Source organism: Cupriavidus lacunae (assembly GCF_003353055.1).
GTDB lineage: Bacteria > Pseudomonadota > Gammaproteobacteria > Burkholderiales > Burkholderiaceae > Cupriavidus > Cupriavidus lacunae.
The window spans coordinates 233,247-250,897 of sequence record NZ_QKWJ01000001.1 but is presented as its reverse complement, the minus strand read 5'-3'; the positions used below and the strand labels follow the sequence as shown (position 1 = coordinate 250,897).

The 17,651-nt window shown below is 68.6% G+C and carries 12 protein-coding genes; 5 read left to right on the top strand and 7 right to left on the bottom strand.

What is annotated here, in order from left to right:
• Window positions 1–9: 9 nt before the first annotated feature.
• The 3 genes from cobD to cobU are packed head-to-tail and all read right to left on the bottom strand — an operon-like array spanning window position 10 to window position 2,668.
• Window positions 10–1,029 (bottom strand): threonine-phosphate decarboxylase CobD, encoded by a 1,020-nt coding sequence (cobD, locus tag DN412_RS01140; RefSeq protein ID WP_115012826.1) that lies wholly within the window; start codon window positions 1,027–1,029, stop codon window positions 10–12.
• A complete protein-coding gene (locus DN412_RS01135) occupies window positions 1,026–2,000 on the bottom strand; it encodes a CobD/CbiB family cobalamin biosynthesis protein (protein WP_115012825.1) in 975 nt (324 codons plus the stop codon). The genes cobD and DN412_RS01135 overlap by 4 nt, the downstream gene beginning before the upstream one ends.
• Window positions 1,994–2,668, bottom strand: coding sequence for a bifunctional adenosylcobinamide kinase/adenosylcobinamide-phosphate guanylyltransferase (gene cobU, locus DN412_RS01130; protein ID WP_115012974.1), 675 nt, complete (start codon window positions 2,666–2,668; stop codon window positions 1,994–1,996). The genes DN412_RS01135 and cobU overlap by 7 nt, the downstream gene beginning before the upstream one ends.
• A gap of 68 nt (window positions 2,669–2,736) precedes the next feature.
• On the opposite strand from cobU, the gene DN412_RS01125 reads away from it, so the two are divergent.
• Both DN412_RS01125 and DN412_RS01120 read left to right on the top strand, forming a co-directional pair.
• On the top strand, window positions 2,737–4,254 hold the full coding sequence (locus DN412_RS01125; RefSeq protein ID WP_115012824.1) for a cobyric acid synthase: 1,518 nt from the start codon (window positions 2,737–2,739) through the stop codon (window positions 4,252–4,254).
• Window positions 4,255–4,397: 143 nt separating this feature from the next.
• On the top strand, window positions 4,398–5,591 hold the full coding sequence (locus DN412_RS01120; RefSeq protein WP_115012823.1) for a PepSY-associated TM helix domain-containing protein: 1,194 nt from the start codon (window positions 4,398–4,400) through the stop codon (window positions 5,589–5,591).
• Window positions 5,592–6,354: 763 nt separating this feature from the next.
• Here DN412_RS01120 and panC read toward each other — a convergent pair.
• The 3 genes from panC to DN412_RS01105 all read right to left on the bottom strand — a co-directional run bounded on the left by panC (window position 6,355) and on the right by DN412_RS01105 (window position 8,486).
• Window positions 6,355–7,203, bottom strand: a complete 849-nt coding sequence (gene panC / locus DN412_RS01115) for a pantoate--beta-alanine ligase (protein WP_115012822.1) — start codon at window positions 7,201–7,203, stop codon at window positions 6,355–6,357.
• Between the two features lie 166 nt (window positions 7,204–7,369).
• Window positions 7,370–8,263, bottom strand: a complete 894-nt coding sequence (locus DN412_RS01110) for a segregation and condensation protein A (protein ID WP_115012821.1) — start codon at window positions 8,261–8,263, stop codon at window positions 7,370–7,372.
• Between the two features lie 31 nt (window positions 8,264–8,294).
• A complete protein-coding gene (locus DN412_RS01105; RefSeq protein WP_115012820.1) occupies window positions 8,295–8,486 on the bottom strand; it encodes a DUF3460 family protein in 192 nt (63 codons plus the stop codon).
• Between the two features lie 290 nt (window positions 8,487–8,776).
• Here DN412_RS01105 and DN412_RS01100 point away from each other — a divergent pair, with 290 nt between their 5' ends.
• From DN412_RS01100 to bamE, 3 genes are read left to right on the top strand one after another with little or no spacing between them, the layout of a single operon-like run.
• Window positions 8,777–10,570: an autotransporter assembly complex protein TamA gene (locus DN412_RS01100; RefSeq protein WP_115012973.1), complete on the top strand. Its 1,794-nt coding sequence runs from the start codon at window positions 8,777–8,779 to the stop codon at window positions 10,568–10,570.
• Window positions 10,570–14,751 (top strand): translocation/assembly module TamB domain-containing protein, encoded by a 4,182-nt coding sequence (locus tag DN412_RS01095; protein WP_115012819.1) that lies wholly within the window; start codon window positions 10,570–10,572, stop codon window positions 14,749–14,751. The genes DN412_RS01100 and DN412_RS01095 overlap by 1 nt, the downstream gene beginning before the upstream one ends.
• Window positions 14,752–14,794: 43 nt before the next feature.
• Window positions 14,795–15,343, top strand: a complete 549-nt coding sequence (bamE, locus tag DN412_RS01090; protein ID WP_115012818.1) for an outer membrane protein assembly factor BamE domain-containing protein — start codon at window positions 14,795–14,797, stop codon at window positions 15,341–15,343.
• A 76-nt stretch (window positions 15,344–15,419) separates the two neighbouring features.
• Here the strand turns inward: bamE and metG are convergent, their stop codons facing one another.
• Window positions 15,420–17,480: a methionine--tRNA ligase gene (gene metG, locus DN412_RS01085; RefSeq protein ID WP_115012817.1), complete on the bottom strand. Its 2,061-nt coding sequence runs from the start codon at window positions 17,478–17,480 to the stop codon at window positions 15,420–15,422.
• Window positions 17,481–17,651 lie beyond the last annotated feature (171 nt).

Here is a 17,651-nt window from a genome sequence, read left to right as displayed (position 1 = left end):
GGAAGTGGTTCAGGCAGTGGCCGCGGCCAGCGCCGTGTCCAGCCGCTGCCAGGCGTGTGGCTGGTCCGGCGGCAAGCCCAGGCGCAGGCTCGGCGGGCAGCCGCCGGCGGCGTCGAAGTAGCGGGTCCAGACGCCCTGTTGCGCGAGCATGTGATGCAGCCGTGCGGCTTCGTGATGCGGCACCCAGCAGAACAGCGGATGCATCACCGGTGGCAGGCCATGGCGGTCCAGCAGTGCGGCCAGCCTGGCCCCGCACGCTTGCAGCCGCGCACGCGTGGCGTCCTGCCAGGCGTGGTCGGCCAGGGCGTGACGCGCCACTTCGCGCGCAGGGCCTGATACGGTCCAGTGGCCCAGGCGCGCGCGCAGCGCATCCAGCAGTGCAGGCTGTGCCAGCACGAAGCCGCAGCGGATGCCGGCCAGGCCATAGAACTTGCCGATCGAGCGCAGCACCACCAGCCCGGCGTTGCTGCTGTGCGCGGCCACTGAACTGTCGGGCATGCAGTCGATAAAGGCTTCATCGACCAGCAGCGTGCCGCCGCGCGCCATCAGCTTCGCATGCCAGCGCAGCAGCGTGGCGGCGGGCAGCACGCGGCCGGTCGGGTTGTTCGGGTTCACCACGACCAGGTGGTCTAGCTCTTCTGCCAGCTCCGCCCGCGCGAAATCGGTTTCGTCCAGTGCCACCACCGTATGCCCCGCGGCCGCGAAGGCCGGCGCATATTCGCTGTACCCGAGTGCGGCGATGCCTACGCGGCCCGGGCGCAACAGGCCCGGCAGCGTGCGGATGGCAGCCTGCGAGCCGGCCACGAGCAGGGCATGCGGCGCGCCACATGCCTGCCCCGCCATTTCGGCCAGGCCGTCGTCATCCTGCGGCAGCCGCTGCCACACCTGCGCGGGCAGCGCCGGCACCGGATAGCCGTCGGGATTGATGCCGGTGGACAGGTCGAGCCAGTCGACGGCGGGTCGGCCGTAGCGCCGCACCGCGGCCAGCAGGTCGCCGCCATGGCGGATCGGGGGCAGGGCGGAGTTCATGTCGGCGTGGAGACAGCCAGGACGGCCAGCGCGCTGGCGCCTGCCAGCACCAGCCACAGCCATAGCGTGCGCTCGACCAGGCGCAGGCAGGCCATCACATGCGCGGCTTGCGGCGCAGTGCCGGCGCCCAGCGGCGGGCGTTGTTCGATTTCACCGTGGTAGCGCGCCGGGCCGCCCAACTGCACACCGACTGCACCGGCACCCGCGGCCATCACCGGGCCGGCATTGGGACTCGACCACGCCGGCGCCTGCGTGCGCCAGCAGCGCAGCGCCTGCGCGGTGGCGCCGAGCAACGCATACGACAGTGCGGTCATGCGCGCCGGCACGAGGTTGAGCGCATCGTCGATGCGCGCCGCGGTCCAGCCGAAATACACCAGCCGCGGTGTGCGGTAGCCCCACATCGCGTCGAGGGTATTGGCCAGGCGGAACACGATCACCGCGGGCGCGCCGCCGACCAGGAACCAGAACAGCGCGCCGAAGATCGCGTCATTGCCGTTCTCCAGCGCCGATTCGCAGGCGGCGCGGGCCAGCGCTTCGCTGTCGGCATCGGCGGTGTCGCGCGAGACAATGCGCGCGGTCAGCGTGCGCGCGGCGGGCAGGTCAGCCGCGGCGAGGGCGTTGGCGATCGGGGCGATATGCTGGTGCAGGCTGCGCGCGCCGAGCGCGGCATACAGCGCCACGGCATGCAGTGCCAGCGCGGCAAGGGGGTGCCAGCCGGCGACGGCGTCGACCAGCCACCATGCGAGCGCGGCCGGGACCAGCACCAGCACGCACCAGCCGGCAAGGCCGGCGATGCGCTGGCGCCAGGGTGCGCCACGGCGTGCGGGATCGTTGAGCCGGTGCTCCAGTGCGGCTGCGATGCGGCCGAAGCCCACCAGCGGATGCCAGCGGCGCGGCTCGCCGAGCCAGCGGTCCAGCAACGCGCCCAGCCATGCCGCTGCCACGCATGCCGGCCAGGCCAGCATCAGCATGTGGGATCGGGGCCTTTTACCGCAACCGGAATGCCTGCCACCAGCAGCCGCACGCAGTCGGCCGCGGCGGCCAGCTTCTGGTTCAGGCGACCCAGTTCATCGACATAGAAGCGGGTGATGGCGCCCATCGGGATCACGCCGAAGCCGATCTCGTTCGAGACCAGGATCACGTGGCCCGGCAGCGTGGGCAGCGCGTTGAGCAGCGCTTCGATTTCTTCCGTGAAGGCATCCGGCGGCGTGATCACGCCATGTTCGGGATAGCTGCGGCCTTCCAGGAACAGCAGGTTGTTCATCCACAGCGTCATGCAGTCCACCAGGATGCAGCCGTCGTGGCGCGCGTTGCCATAGAGCGCATCGGCCAGGTGCACCGGCTCTTCCACCAGGCGCCAGTCGGCGGGACGGCGGGCGCGGTGCAGGGCGATGCGGACCTCGAGCTCCTGGTCGGCCAGCGCCGGGTCCTGGTGCGCGGTGGCGATGTAGGTGACCGGGCCGCCGGTGATGGTGGCGTGGTCGGTGGCGAGCTGTTCGGCGAAGTGGCTCTTGCCGGAACGTGCGCCGCCCAGCACCAGGGTGAGCTGGCGGCTGCCGGCCCCGCTGGCGGCGGCACGCGGCTGGGCCGCCGCGGCAGTGCCGGGCGCGGTGGCGGGTGCGATGGCCGGGGTTTCCATCCGCGTATTGTAGCCGCCGCATCCGGCCCTCGCACGGCCCGCGTGCAGGCTGGTGCGATAATCCGCCAATGCAATTCGACTCTCCGCAATCCCTGCCGCCGGGTGCCCTGCGCGGCACGCTGATGGTCCAGGGCACGACCTCCGACGCCGGCAAGAGCACCATCGTGGCCGGCCTGTGCCGGGTGCTGGCGCGTGCCGGCACGCGCGTGGTGCCGTTCAAGCCGCAGAACATGGCGCTGAACAGCGCCGTCACCGCCGATGGCGGCGAGATCGGCAGGGCGCAGGCGCTGCAGGCGCAGGCCGCGCGGCTGGCGCCGCATACCGACATGAACCCGGTGCTGCTCAAGCCCAGCAGCGACACTGGCGCGCAGGTGATCATCCACGGCCGCGCACGGCTGGACCTGGATGCGCGCGCCTACCATGCCTACAAGCCCGAGGCGATGAAGGCCGTGCTGGCTTCGCATACGCGCCTGGCGCAGGGCTATGACGTGGTGCTGGTGGAAGGCGCCGGCAGCCCGGCGGAGATCAACCTGCGCGAGCGCGACATCGCCAACATGGGCTTTGCCGAGCGCGTCGACTGCCCGGTGGTGCTGGTGGCGGACATCGACCGCGGCGGCGTGTTCGCGCACCTGGTCGGCACGCTCGACTGCCTGTCCGACAGCGAACGCGCGCGCGTGACCGGCTTCATCATCAACCGCTTCCGCGGCGATATCGGCCTGCTTGAGCCAGGGCTGGACTGGCTGGTGGCACGCACCGGCAAGCCGGTGTTCGGCGTGCTGCCTTACCTGCACGGCCTGCATCTCGATGCCGAGGATGCCATCATCGGCGCGCAAGCGGACAAGACCGGCACGCCGGCGCAGCGCCTGCGCGTGATCGTGCCGGTGCTGCCACGCATCGCCAACCATACCGACTTCGACGCGCTGCGCGCGCACCCGCAGGTGGACCTGCAGTTTGTCGGGCCGGGCATGCCGATACCGCCCGCGGACCTGGTGGTGCTGCCTGGCAGCAAGAACGTGCGCGGCGACCTCGACTTCATGCGGGCCAATGGCTGGGATGCGGCGCTGGCCCGGCACCTGCGCTATGGCGGCAAGCTGATCGGGATCTGCGGCGGCATGCAGATGCTGGGGCGGCAGGTGCACGATCCCGATGGCCGCGAGGGCGCGGCCGGCAGCAGCGCGGGCCTGGGCTGGCTGGATTTCGAGACCACGTTGGCGGCGGAGAAGCAACTGCGCCAGGTCGGCGGCCGGCTGGCGCTGGACGAGACCGATGCGCCGGTGCGCGGCTACGAGATCCACCTTGGCGTCACTACCGGCAACGGGCTCGGGCGGCCGGCCCTGTGGCTGGACCGCGACGGCACGGTGCTGCCCGACGGCGCGCGCTCGGCCGACGGCCAGGTGCTGGCCACCTATGTCCACGGCCTGTTCGACGAGCCGGCCGGCTGCCAGGCGCTGCTGCGCTGGGCGGGGCTGGACGGCGCCCAGGCGGTGGACCTCGATGCGCTGCGCGAAGCGTCGCTAGAGCGGCTTGCCGACACCATGGCCGCGCACCTGGACCTGGGGGCGATGCTGGCGCCGCTGGGGCGCTGAGGCTGGTCAGCTTGGCAAGGGACTGGGAAGACACCGGGTCCTGCTAGAATCGCGAATCCTTCGCATTTGCATTCTGCCTGGAGATGGCTTCTACGCCATATTCCGCGCACTGCAGCGTCCGCTCAACGTACTTCACCTCCGTCATGGTCACCGGCCGCCTGCGCGTCGTCTTCGTCAAGCTGCACCTCTATATCGGCCTTAGCCTTGGCCTGCTGTTCGTCCTGATGGGGCTGACCGGCATGACCATCGCCTGGCGCGACGAGCTGGATGCGTGGCTCAATCCCGACCTGCTGGTGGCGTCCGCGCCGATGACGGCGCCGGTTTCTCCTGCCACCGTCCAGGCGGTGACCGAGCGGCTGGCGGCGCCGCCATACGGCAAGCCCACCCTGCTGATGCTGCCAGCCCATGCCGACGGCGTCTTTACCGCCTGGTACCAGGTCAAGGGGCCCGACGGCGTGGTGCCCGGACGCTCGCGCCAGGTGATGGTCGACCCGGTCACGCTGGAAGTGAAGGGCGAGCGCGTCTGGGGCGAGGCAGGGCTGTCGCGCCGGCTGCTGCTGCCCACGCTGTTCCACCTGCATCGCTACCTGCTGTCGGGCGATACCGGCAAGACCATTACCGGGGTGGCCGGCATGCTGCTGTTGCTGACCACGCTGGTCGGGGTGGTGGTGTGGTGGCCCAAGATGAAGCTGCGCTCGGTGGTGCAGGCGTTCCGCATCACGCATGGCGGCTCATGGTCGCGCTTCAACTATTCGCTGCATCGCGCGGGCGGCATCCTGGCCGCGCCGGTGCTGGCCACCATCGCTTTTTCCGGCTGGTACCTGAACTTGCCCAAGTGGGTAACGCCGATCGTAGCGGGCGTGGTCACCGTGACGCCGCCGGCCAGGCATGTCTCGGCACCGGCGCCGGCGGGGGCCCGTCCGCTGGACGCGGGCGAGATCATGGCCGCGGCGCAGGCACAGTACCCGCTAGCGCAGGTGACCCGCATCAGCTTTCCGCGCAAGCCCGGCGATGCGTTCGAGATCCGGCTGCGCCAACCCGGCGAAGTGCGCCAGGATACTGGTGCCACACGGCTCTGGCTGGATGCCTGGACCGGGCAGCGGCTGGGCGTGCGGGATCCTAGGGACGCGCCGGCCGGGGATACGCTGCTGAACTGGCTGTTCCCGCTGCATACTGGCGAGGCCTTTGGGCTGCCGGGGCGGGTTTTCATTACGCTGTTTGGGCTGGCGCCGTTGGTGTTTGCTGTGACCGGCGTGCTGATATGGTGGAAGCGGCGGCGCGGGCATCAGCGGCATGTGGTGAAGGTTGCACAGCGGGTGGGGGTGCGGGGGGTGTGAATGGTTCTGGGGGGCGGGTTCGATGTTGTCGTAGGTTTGAGCGCCTGGTTCCGCCCTGCTGGGCGGGTCACTTTTTGTCCGAGCGACAAAAAGTAACCAAAAAGCGCGTCGCCTCAGGCGGCTGGCCACCAATTCCTCGGCGTGGGTGGTTCGAGCGGCGGTGCTTGCCGTTTGGCGTGGTTGGCCGTTCGACCCTGCTACGCACCCTGTCCGGTGCCTGCGTCGACGGACTATTGGACGAACCCGACTTTAGGCTATTGGCAGCCTGCTAACGAGGTCATCGGTAGGACGCCTACGGCTGCGCTGCGCGCACTCAGTATCGAAGGTCGGGTGCTCGGGCACGGAGTGCGTCGCTGCGCTCGCACGGGGCTGTCGTGATGCCGGGCCAAAAGCGCAAATCAGGACGTGGTCCGCAGTGCTGCCACGTTAGGGCCGGCGCGAAGCGCAGCCGAAGGCGTCCGACCGACGCGGTGGTAAGCAGGCTGCCAACAGCCTAAAGTCGGGTTCGTCCAATAGTCCGTCGATGTGGGCACAGACAGGGTGCGTAGCAGGTTCGAACGGCCAACCACCAACACCACCAAATTGATGGCCAGCCGCCAGAGGCGACGCGTTTTTTGGTTACTTTTTGTCGCTCGGACAAAAAGTGACCCGCCCAGCAGGGCGGAACCAGGCGGTCAAGCCTACGACAACATCGAACCCGACCCACATAACCAAGCCAACGAGCAAGAAGCCCCGCCGGCTAAGCCGGCGAAACAGCCCCCACTCAGATCTCCAAATTGTCGATCAACCGAGTAGCCCCCAGCTTGGCAGCCGTCAGAATCACCAGCGGCTCTCCGGCAAGGAATTCCTCACGCGTCGGCGCCTGCAGATCAACGCGCTTGCGGATCGACACATAGTCCGGCTTCCAGCCGCGCTTGGCCAGCGACTCCTTGGCGCCGGCTTCCACCGCCAGCAGGTCGGCCGCGGCGCGGTCGCTGCCCAGCACGGTGTCGCGCACGTCGTGCAGGGTACGGTACAGCACCGGGGCCTCGGCGCGCTCGTCCGGGCTCAGGTAGCGGTTGCGCGACGACAGCGCCAGGCCGTCTTCCGCGCGCACGGTCTCGGCGGGGATGATGTCGATCGGCAGCGCGAACTGCTGCACCATGCGGCGCACGATCATCAGCTGCTGGTAGTCCTTCTTGCCGAACACCGCCACGCGCGGCTGCGCGCACGAGAACAGCTTCATCACCACCGTGCACACGCCCTGGAAGAAGCCGGGGCGGAACTCGCCTTCCAGGATGTCGCCCAGGTCATGCGGCGGCTCCACGCGGTATTCCTGCGGCTCGGGGTACATGTCGCGCTCAGAGGGCGCAAACAGCACGTAGACGCCTTCCTTCTGCAGCTTCTCGACATCGTCCTGCAGCGTGCGCGGGTATTTGTCGAAATCCTCGTTGGGGCCGAACTGCAGGCGGTTCACGAAGATGGATGCCACCACCGGGTCGCCATGCTGGCGCGCCAGGCGCATCAGCGACAGGTGGCCTTCGTGCAGGTTGCCCATGGTGGGGACAAAGGCAGCGCGGTTCTGGCCGCGCAGTTGGTCCCGCAGCTCTTGGATGGAGGAAATGACTTTCATCTGCCTTGGTGTGCTGGTCGTGTGTGGTGTGACCCGGGCGCCTGTTCAAACTGGCAGGCGCCAGACATGCCGGTCTCGGCCTTCTGTCGGGCGTGAGCTTGTCTGGCCGGCTGTCGGCGGATTGTAGAACATGTGGGGCGGGGCCGGACCCCGCGGCGCGGGTGGGTCAGGTAGGGCTGTACGCCAATCGCACATAAATTGGCGCGAACGGCTCGGCCTGGGTGATCTCCACCAGCGCTTCGCGCGACAGCTCCAGCATGGCGATGAAGTTCACCACCACCACAGGCACGCCCTTGCCGGAGCGCACCGCGTCCTCGAACAGCTCGGAGAACTCCATGAAGCGCGCATGCTGCAGCCGGCGCAGGATCTGGCTCATGTGCTCGCGCACCGACAGTTCCTCGCGCGAGATCTTGTGGTGCTGGTTGAGCTTGGCGCGCTTGAGCACGTCGGCCCAGGCCGACTGCAGGTCCACGGTTTCCACTTCCGGGAAGCGCGGCGCCAGGCTTTGCTCGATATAGACCTGCGAGCGCAGGAAGTCGCGGCCCAGCTGCGGCACCGTATCCAGGCGCTGCGCGGCCAGCTTCATCTGCTCGTACTCCAGCAGGCGGCGCACCAGCTCGGCGCGCGGGTCCTCGGCTTCGTCGTCGCTGTCGGCCTTCTTGACCGGCAGCAGCATGCGCGACTTGATCTCGATCAGCATCGCCGCCATCAGCAGGTATTCCGCCGCCAGTTCCAGGTTGGTCTTGCGGATCTGCTCGATGTACGACAGGTACTGCCGGGTGACCTGCGACATCGGGATGTCGAGGACGTTGAAATTCTGCTTGCGGATCAGGTACAGCAGCAGGTCCAGCGGACCCTCGAAGGCTTCCAGGAAGATCTCGAGCGCGTCCGGCGGGATGTAGAGGTCCTGCGGCAGCTTGAACAGCGGCTCGCCGTACAGGCGCGCGAACGCCATCCCGTCGACCATGTCGGCGGGGCCTCCCGGACCGGATGCGGTGGCCACGGCCACGGCCGGCAATTCCACGGGCAGCGGCAGCTTGTCCTGGTCGCGTGCGCTCATGGTCTGGGTGCGGTCGCGGGGGCGGCGGGGATCAGTTGTCCAGCGAGTAGACGTAAGGCTTCTGCGCCACGCGCGAAGCCTCGGCGCGGGCGCGCTCTTCGAGGTTGATCGGCGACTTGTCCCACAGCAGTGCGCGGCCGTCGCGCTGCTCGGCCTCCAGCGTCGGGCGCTCTTGCTTGAGCTGCTTCAGGAACTGGGTGATATCGGATTCGTAGATGGCCATGTTCAACCGTGATGCGCCCGCGCGGGCGCCAGATAGGTGCAGTGGGCCACGATTTTACAGTATCGGCCCCCCGGAATGCATCCGGGCCGGGTGCAACGGCACGGAAAGGGGCGGGAAAGGGGCCGGAAAGTTTCGGGCGCGAGGCCGGGTGTGGTCAAATACCGACTTCGTATGTGTGGACAATCGGCGATGCCGCAAGACACCGCTAATACCGCTGGCCGCGCGCCACGCGACATCAACGGATGAGGATCGAACTGGCAGGGATGGCAGCCCACCGGCCCCGCATCGCCATGCCTAATGCGGCACATGCAGGCTGCGCGCCGTGGCGCGTGGCTGCGCGCGCGCTGGCCGCACTGGGCGCATTGCTGGCGCTGGCGGCCGGGCCGGCCCAGGCCGCCTACAAGGTCGAGGTCGAGGCACCCAAGCCGATCCGCGAGATGCTGGAAGAGCACCTCGACCTGGCCCGCTACAAGGACAGGGCCGACCTCTCGCAGGACCAGTTCGACTATATGGTCGAGACCGTCGGCGAGCAGGTGCGGGGGTTCACCTCCACTGAAGGCTATTTCGACCCGACCACCACCACCCGTGTGGAAGGCGAGGGCGACAAGCGCGTGGTCCACGTGATGGTCGACCCCGGCGCGCGCACGCTGATCCGCAATGTCGACGTCCAGGTGACCGGCCCGGCCACCACGCAATCGCCCGAGCAGGTGGCGGAGGTGCAGGCCAAGTGGGGATTGCCGGTCGGGGAACCGTTCCGGCAGAACGACTGGGACAAGGCCAAGGAAGACGCGCTGGTCACGCTGCAGAGCCACAATTACTACGGCGCGCGCCTGGCCGCGTCGCAGGCGCGCGTGGAGCCGGACGACCAGCGCGCGGACCTGTCGGCCCACTATGCCAGCGGTCCGGCCTACCGGCTGGGTCCGCTCAAGGTGGCGGGCACGCGCCGCTACCCGGAACAGATCATCTACAACGTCAACCCGCTCAACGAGGGCGAGCCCTACCGCGTGGAGCGGCTGCTGGAGCTGCAGCGCGCGATCCAGAACCAGCCGTACTTCTCCAACGTGCAGGTCGACCTGGAACCGCCCCCCGATGCCGACAAGGCGGTCGACGGCGTGGTCACCGCACCGGTGTCGGTGCGGGTGCGAGAGTATCCGGCGCACCGGCTCAACAGCGGCGTGGGCTTTACCACCGACACCGGCGCGCAGGTGGAAGGGCGCTATTCATACTACAACCTGTTCAACCGCGCCTGGACCTTCGACTCGCAGGCGCGGCTGGAGCAGAAGCGTTCCTACCTGTTCGCCGAGACCGCGATGCCGCCGGGCAGGGGCAACTACCGCAACAGCGTGTACAGCAGCTACGAGCGCACCATCGACATCGAGAACACAGACACCACCAGCCTGCGCGCGGGCCTGAAGCGCTCGCGCTCGCGCGAGAAGTACGACGTGACCACGTCGCTCGACTTTTACTACGACAAGCTGCTGCCGATGGACCAGGCCAGCCAGATCAGCAAGGCGCTGGTGCCGGCCTTTGCCTGGACGCGCCGCGATGTCGACAACCCGGTGTTCCCGCGCCGCGGCAATGTGATCAGCACCCAGGTCGGGGTGGCCGCCAAGGGCCTGCTCAGCGATGCCACCTTCCTGCGGCTGTATGGCCGCGTCCGCCAGTACATCCCGGTCGGCAAGCGCGACCTGGTGGTGGCCCGGCTGGAGCTCGGCGCCGACCTGGGCGGCGAAAGCTCGAGCCAGATCCCGGCCACGCTGCGTTTCCGCGCCGGCGGCAGCGATTCGATCCGCGGCTACAGCTACCAGTCGATCGGCACGCCCAGCGGCTCCAGCATCTTGCCGGCCAAGTACCTCGGCACCGGCAGCCTGGAGTACCAGTACTGGTTCAAGCCGGACTGGGGCGTGGCCGCGTTCTGGGATGCCGGCACCGCCTCCGACAACCTGCGCGGCGTGACCATCTACAACGGCGTGGGCGTCGGCGTGCGCTGGCGTACGCCGGTGGGCCCGCTGCAGCTGGACCTGGGCTACGGCATCCAGAAGCGGCAGTTCCGGCCGCATATCTCGCTGGGGGTGGCGTTCTGATGAGCGCCCACGACCTGCCTTCCGTGCCCGGCGGCGGCGACCGGGCCCCGCCCCCGGCAGCCCCCGCGCCGCGCAAGCATCGGCGGCTGTGGCGCGTGCTGGCCTGGCTGGCGGGCATCCTGCTGCTGCTGATGGTGGCGCTGGTGGCCGCGGGCGTGGCGGCGCTGCGCACCGAGGCCGGCACCCGCCACCTGTGGACGCTGGCCACGCGGCTGTCTGCCGGCATGCTCAGCGGGCGGCTGGAAGGCGGCACCGTGGCGCACGGCCTGCGCCTGCGCGACGTGGTGTTCGCCAGCGGCCAGACCCGCGTGGCGGTGGATCGCGTCGACGGCAACTGGACCTTCGGCTGGCAGCCGCGGCGGCTGCATGTGCAATGGCTGCGCATCGGCAAGGCCGAAGTGAAGCTCGGCCCCTCGGCGCCGAGCACCGAGCCGATGCAGATGCCCAGGTCGCTCGAGCTGCCGCTGGCCATCGATGTCGATTCGCTCACGCTTGAGCGGCTGTCGCTGCTGCAGGGCACGGCGCCTACGGCCGCGCCGATGGTGTTCGGCAATCTAGCCGGCGCGCTGCACAGCGACGGCCAGCGCCACCGCGTCAGCGTGGACAAGCTGGAAACGCCCTATGGCAAGCTGGCCGCCAACGCGCAGGTGGGGGCGATTGCGCCGTTCGTGCTCAGCGCCGAAGCCCTGCTGGAGAGCAGCTGGCAGGATGAGTCCTTCGCCGTCAAAGCCACCGCGAACGGCAACCTCGAAGCGCTGCGCGCCGAGCTGCAGGCCAGCGGCGACCGCATCCACCTGCGCGCCGGCGTCGACGTGACGCCGTTTGGCAAGGTGCCGTTCACGCACCTGCTGGTCGATGGCGATCGCATCAACCCGCGCCTGTTCAGCCCGTCGGCGCCGCAGGCCAACCTGACCGTGCATGCCGAGCTGCGGCCGGTGGATGGCGTGGCGGCCGGCAAGAAGGCGGCAGGCGCTGCAGCGGCGTCGGCCCCTGCTGCGGCAGCCGCATTGGCGGCCTCCGCAGCATCCGCACCTGCGGCAGCGTCGACCCCTGCTGCCGTGCCCGCGCCCGCACCGCTGGCCGTCGCCGGCGACATCGAGATCCGCAACCTGGAAGCCGGTCCGCTGGACAAGGAGCGGCTGCCGGTGCAGTCGGTGCGTGCCCATGTCGAACTCAGCGAGATGGCGCAGGCGGTGTCGGACCTGCGCGTGGCGCTGAGCGGCAAGGCCGAGATTAACGGCGGCGGTTCGCTGCGCGGCGGCCGTGGCGGCTTCGACCTGGACGTGCGCAGGCTGGATCCGGCCGCGCTGCATGGCTCGCTGACCAGCGCCAGCCTGTCGGGCCCGGTGGTGGTGCGCATGGAGCCGGGACGGCAAAGCGTGGCGCTGGACCTGTCGGACGGGCCGCTCAAGCTTTTTGCCGATGCCAGCATGGACGCCGAGACCGTCACCCTGGCTGCGCTGCGCGCGGCGGTCGGGCCGGGCCTGCTGACCGCGGAAGGCAAGCTGGGCCTGAAGGACAAGCAGCCGTTCAGCTTCAAGGGCAAGCTGGCCGCGTTCGATCCCTCGCGCCTGGCCAAGGTGGCCGCCGGCCGGATCAACGCCGATTTCACCGCGACCGGCGAGATCGCGCCGCAGCTTGGCGTGGCGCTGGACTTCGCCGTGCACGAGAGCGAATACGCGGGCCTGCCGATGAGCGGCGGCGGCAAGGTGCGCCTGGCGGGCGAGCGGCTGTTGCCGAGCGAGGCGTCGCTGAGCATGGCGGGCAACCAGGTCAATCTGCGCGGCAGCTTCGGCGCGCGCGGCGATGCCTTGAAGCTGGCGGTCGATGCGCCGCAGCTGGAGCGCCTCAAGTTCGGCGTGGCCGGCAGGCTCAAGCTCGACGCCACCATCACCGGCACGCTGAAGAAGCCCGAGGTGGTGGCCGACTACAACGCGCAGGCGCTGGAGGTGGGCCCGCACAAGGTGGCCAGCGCCAGCGGCCGCGCCGAAGTGCGCGGCGGGCTGGACGGGCCGCTGTCGGTGCAGCTGGCCGCGCGCGACTACCGCGGCCCGCAGGCCAGCCTGAGCACGCTCGATGCCACGCTCAACGGCACCCAGGCCAACCACAGCTTCGACGTCAAGGCGGCCGGCAGCCTGAACAAGCGGCCTTTTCAACTGGCGCTGGCGGGGCAGGGCGCATGGAAGGGCAAGGACGGCTGGAACGGCAACATCAGCAAGCTGGAGGAGCGCAGCACGGTCAATCTGCGGCTGGCAGCGCCCACCCAACTGCAGGTGGCCGACCAGCGCGTGCGCCTGGGCGCCACGCGCCTGCTGCTAGATCGCGCCACGCTGGCGATCGACAGCCTGGACTGGGACCATGGCCGCATCCGCACCGCGGGCAGCCTGGACGGGCTGCAGGTGGGCCACGTGCTGGAACTGATGGAAACCATCACCGGCGAGAAGCCGCCGGTGCGCTCCGACCTGGTCATCGACGGCCGCTGGAACCTGGCGCTGGCCGAGACCGCGACCGGGTTTGCCGAACTGCGCCGGCGCAGCGGCGACCTCTCGGTCAACGCGGGCCGGGGCTTCACCACGCTCGGCCTGGGCGAGACCAGCCTGCGCGCCGAAGCCGGCGGCAACCGCATCGCGCTGCGCGGCGGCATGGTGTCGGGCCGTATCGGCAAGGTGGTGGTGGACGCCTCCGCCGGCCTGGTGCAGGAACAGGGGCTGCAGACCGTGGGCCCGGCCTCGACCCTGGGCGGCACGGTAACCGTCGACGTGCCGCGCCTGAAATCGCTGGAAGCGCTGACCGGCCCGCAGTACGCCTTCGACGGCAAACTGGCCGCGGCGATGCGCCTGGCCGGCACGGTCGGCGCGCCGCTACTGACCGGCACCGTCGACGGCGACAACCTGGCCGTCACTATGTACGACCTGGGCCTGCGCCTGACCGACGGCACCGTGCGGGTGGTGCTGGACCAGAACACGGTCGAGCTCAAGCATGTGGAATTCCACGGCGGCGACGGCAAGATCACGGCCACGGGCAACGTCAAGCTGGGCGAGGCCGATGCCAACCTGACCGGCAAGATCGTTGCCGACAAGCTGCAACTCTTTGCCAGCCCGGAACGCACGCTGGTGATCTCGGGCGATGCCAGTATCGGCAACGAGAACAAGCAGGTCGTGATCCGCGGCAAATTTCGCGTCGACCGCGGCCTGTTCGACCTGCCCAAGGCCGGCGCGCCGGTGCTGGGCGACGATGTCGTAGTGATCCGCCGCAAGGACCAGCGCGCCGTGAAGACGGCCGCCACGCCGGCGCCGGAGACCAAGCCGGCCAGCAAGTTCAGCCCGGTGATCGACCTGGCCGTGGACCTGGGCAACAACTTCCGCTTCCGCGGCGCGGGCGCGGATCTGTTGCTGGCCGGCCAGATGGAGGTCAAGAGCGAACCCCTGGCACCGATGAAGGTCACCGGCACGGTGCGCGTGACCGACGGCACCTATGAGGCGTTCGGGCGCAAGCTCAATATCGAACGTGGCATCATCAACTTCAACGGCCCGATCGACAATCCGAACATGAATATCCGCGCCATGCGCCGCAACCAGGAAGTGGAAGCGGGCGTGGAGGTGACCGGCACGGTGCGGCTGCCGCGCGTGCGGCTGGTGTCGGAGCCCAATGTGCCGGACGAGGACAAGTTGTCATGGCTGATGTTCGGCTATGGCGCGGAGAGCGCCGGTGCCGGCCAGCAGCGCCAGATGAGCGGCGGCGCACTGGGCGGCGCGGCGCTGGGCCTGATCGGCGGCAAGGCTGGCAAGGGTATCGTCTCGCATTTCGGCATCGACGAATTCTCGATCGGGCCCAGCACCGCGGGCCTCAATGACCAGCAGGTGGTCAGCATGGGCAAGGCCATTACCGAGCGCATGTCGGTCGGCTATGAGCAGAGCCTGACCTCGGCCTCGAACGTGGTGAAGCTGACCTGGCAGCTCTCGCGGCGCTGGTCGCTGATTGCCAAGGGCGGCTCCATCAACGGTTTGTCGGTCTTGTTCAACCGCCGCTTCGACAGCTGGGCGAACCTGTTCAGCGGGACCTCGAATCGCAGCGGCACCAGAAGGAGCCAGGATGACAGTCAGCCACTCGATTCCGCAGATCGCACAAGCGGCGCCGCGCAGGCGGCCTCGTCCGTCATCGCCGAGCCGGTGCGCCGCTGATTTACGCCCATCCACTTTTGCGTCGCCGCGACGCCTTGCCGCCATGGGACTGATTGCCTCGATGCTTGCGCTGTTCGGCTGCGACCAGCAGAAGGTCGATGAAGCCATGAAGAAGGCGGGCGACACCGCCCGCAACACCTGGAACGCGATCAAGCCCGACAGCGAGCTGTTCAAGGGCATCGTGCCGGGCCAGTCGACCGAGGAAGACCTGCGCCGCCAGGCCGGCAAGCCCGAGATCGTCTGGGAAGAGGCCGACGGCGGGCGCCGGCTGGAATACCCGCGCGGCCCCGAGGGCACCACCACGTGGATGGTCACCATCGGCGCCGACGGCAAGGTCGCGAAGATCGAGCAGGTGCTGACGGCCGAGAACTTCGCGCGCGTGCGCGCCGGCATGAGCAAGGACGACATCCGCCGCCTGCTGGGCAAGCCCACCAAGGTGGAGGCGTTCGCGCTGAAGAAGGAAGAGGTGTGGGGCTACCGCTGGATGGAAACCTCCACTGACAAGGCCTTCTTCAACGTGCATTTCAACAGCGACGGCACCGTCACCACGACCTCGCGCAGCGACGATCCGTCGAAGATGCAGGGCGGCTGAGGCGGGGCAGTCTCGGCCATAAAAAAAAACGGCGGTCGCCCGCAGGTGCCGCCGTTTCGTCTTTGCGCGGGTCAGGTCAGCCGATGCGCATGCCCGGCACCGCGCCATCGTGCGGCTCCAGGATATAGAGGCCAGGTGTGGCCTTTTCATCCGCGGCCGAGGCTGCCAGCACCATGCCTTCGGACACGCCGAACTTCATCTTGCGCGGGGCCAGGTTGGCCACCACCACGGTCAGCTTGCCGACCAGCTGCTCCGACGTGTAGGCCGACTGGATGCCGGAGAACACGTTGCGGGTGCGGCCTTCGCCCAGGTCCAGCGTCAGCTGCAGCAGCTTGTTCGAGCCTTCCACCTTCTGGCATTCGACAATCCTGGCCACGCGCAGGTCGATCTTGGCGAAGTCGTCGATGGTGATGGTGTCGGCGATCGGCTCGATGGCCGGGCCCGCAGCCGCCGGCGCCGCGGTTGCCTGCAGCGATTCGCGGTTGGCGGCCAGCAGCGCGTCGACCTGCTTGGCGTCCACGCGCGTCATCAGGTGCTGGTAGGCCTGCACCGGGCTGGCGGCCGACAGCTGCTTGTCGATGGCGCGCCAGTCCAGCGGCTCGACATTCAGGAAGCGTTCCACGCCGGCGGCCACGTTCGGCACCACCGGCTTCAGGTACACCGTCAGCAGGCGGAAGGCTTCCAGCGAGACCGAGCACGCCGCATGCAGCGCCGCGCGCTTGCTTTCGTCCTTGGCCAGCTCCCACGGCTTCTCGGTGTCGACGAAGGCGTTGACCGTGTCGGTCAGCTCCATCACCAGGCGCAGCGCCTTGCTGTACTCGCGGCTTTCATAGAAATGGGCGACCTGCGGCGCGGCCTGGCGCAGCTGCTCGAGCAGCGGATGGGCCAGTGCGGCCTCATCGACCTTGCCCTCGAAGCGCTTGACCAGGAAGCCCGCGGCGCGGCTGGCGATATTGACGTACTTGCCGATCAGGTCGCTGTTCACGCGCGCGATGAAGTCATCGAGGTTCAGGTCGAGGTCTTCCATGCTCGCGTTGAGCTTGGCGGCGAAGTAGTAGCGCAGCCATTCCGGGTTCATGCCGGTGTCGATGTAGCTCTGCGCGGTGATGAAGGTGCCGCGCGACTTGCTCATCTTGGCGCCGTCCACCGTCAGGAAGCCGTGGGCGAAGACGTTGGTCGGGGTGCGGTAGCCCGAGAAGCGCAGCATCGCCGGCCAGAACAGCGTGTGGAAATACAGGATGTCCTTGCCGATGAAGTGGTACTGCTCGGCGTTCGAGTGCGGGCCGACCCAGGCGTCGAAGTCGATGCCCTTCTTCGCGGCCAGGTTCTGGAAGCTGGCGTAGTAGCCGATCGGGGCGTCCAGCCACACGTAGAAGTACTTGCCGGGCGCGCCGGGGATCTCGAAGCCGAAGTAGGGCGCATCGCGCGAGATGTCCCAGTCGGACAGGGTCGAGGCCTCGCCCTCGGCGCCCAGCCATTCCTGCATCTTGTTGGCGGCTTCGGGCTGGGCCAGGTCGGCCACCCATTCGCGCAGGAAAGTCTCGCAGCGCGGATCGGACAGCTTGAAGAAATAGTGGGCCGACGACTTGCGCACCGGCGTCGCGCCCGACACCACCGAGTACGGGTTCTTCAGGTCGGTCGGCACGTAGGTGGTGCCGCAGACCTCGCAGGAGTCGCCGTACTGGTCCTTGGCGCCGCACTTGGGGCACTCGCCCTTGATGAAGCGGTCCGGCAGGAACATGTTCTTGACCGGGTCGAAGAACTGCTCGACCTCGCGCTCGGCGATCAGGTCCTCGGCCTTCAGGGCCAGGTAGATCTTCTCGCACAACTGCCGGTTTTCATCGGCGTCGGTGCTGTAGTAGTTGTCGAACGACACCAGGAAGCTGTCGAAATCGCGCTTGTGCTCGGTCCAGACGCGGTCGATCAGTTCCTTGGGCGTGATGCCTTCCTTCTCGGCGCGCAGCATGACCGGCGTGCCGTGGGTGTCGTCGGCGCCGACGTAGTAGACCTCGTTGCCCATCATGCGCTGGAAACGCACCCAGATATCGGTCTGGATGTATTCCACCAGGTGGCCGATATGGATCTGGCCGTTGGCATAAGGCAGGGCGGATGTGACGAGGATGCGACGTGCGGTCATAAACAGGAGCCGGTCAGGAGCGGGGACTATCAGGGGGACGGCGCCAGCCAGGGGGACGGGCGCGTGCCGGGAAGCGGCTATTTTAGCAACTGGCCGGCGCCTGCGCGGCGGTTCCGCATGGCGGAATGCCGTGGACCCCGGATCGGTCCGGCCAAAAAAAAAGCGCCGGTC

What these genes read in the sequence shown, in the direction of transcription:
- cobD (WP_115012826.1), bottom strand. Translation starts at nt 1,029, where the DNA reads ATGAACTCCGCCCTGCCCCCGATCCGCCATGGCGGCGACCTGCTGGCC.
- DN412_RS01135 (WP_115012825.1), bottom strand. Translation starts at nt 2,000, where the DNA reads ATGCTGATGCTGGCCTGGCCGGCATGCGTGGCAGCGGCATGGCTGGGC.
- cobU (WP_115012974.1), bottom strand. Translation starts at nt 2,668, where the DNA reads ATGGAAACCCCGGCCATCGCACCCGCCACCGCGCCCGGCACTGCCGCG.
- DN412_RS01125 (WP_115012824.1), top strand. Translation starts at nt 2,737, where the DNA reads ATGCAATTCGACTCTCCGCAATCCCTGCCGCCGGGTGCCCTGCGCGGC.
- DN412_RS01120 (WP_115012823.1), top strand. Translation starts at nt 4,398, where the DNA reads ATGGTCACCGGCCGCCTGCGCGTCGTCTTCGTCAAGCTGCACCTCTAT.
- panC (WP_115012822.1), bottom strand. Translation starts at nt 7,203, where the DNA reads ATGAAAGTCATTTCCTCCATCCAAGAGCTGCGGGACCAACTGCGCGGC.
- DN412_RS01110 (WP_115012821.1), bottom strand. Translation starts at nt 8,263, where the DNA reads ATGAGCGCACGCGACCAGGACAAGCTGCCGCTGCCCGTGGAATTGCCG.
- DN412_RS01105 (WP_115012820.1), bottom strand. Translation starts at nt 8,486, where the DNA reads ATGGCCATCTACGAATCCGATATCACCCAGTTCCTGAAGCAGCTCAAG.
- DN412_RS01100 (WP_115012973.1), top strand. Translation starts at nt 8,777, where the DNA reads ATGCCTAATGCGGCACATGCAGGCTGCGCGCCGTGGCGCGTGGCTGCG.
- DN412_RS01095 (WP_115012819.1), top strand. Translation starts at nt 10,570, where the DNA reads ATGAGCGCCCACGACCTGCCTTCCGTGCCCGGCGGCGGCGACCGGGCC.
- bamE (WP_115012818.1), top strand. Translation starts at nt 14,795, where the DNA reads ATGGGACTGATTGCCTCGATGCTTGCGCTGTTCGGCTGCGACCAGCAG.
- metG (WP_115012817.1), bottom strand. Translation starts at nt 17,480, where the DNA reads ATGACCGCACGTCGCATCCTCGTCACATCCGCCCTGCCTTATGCCAAC.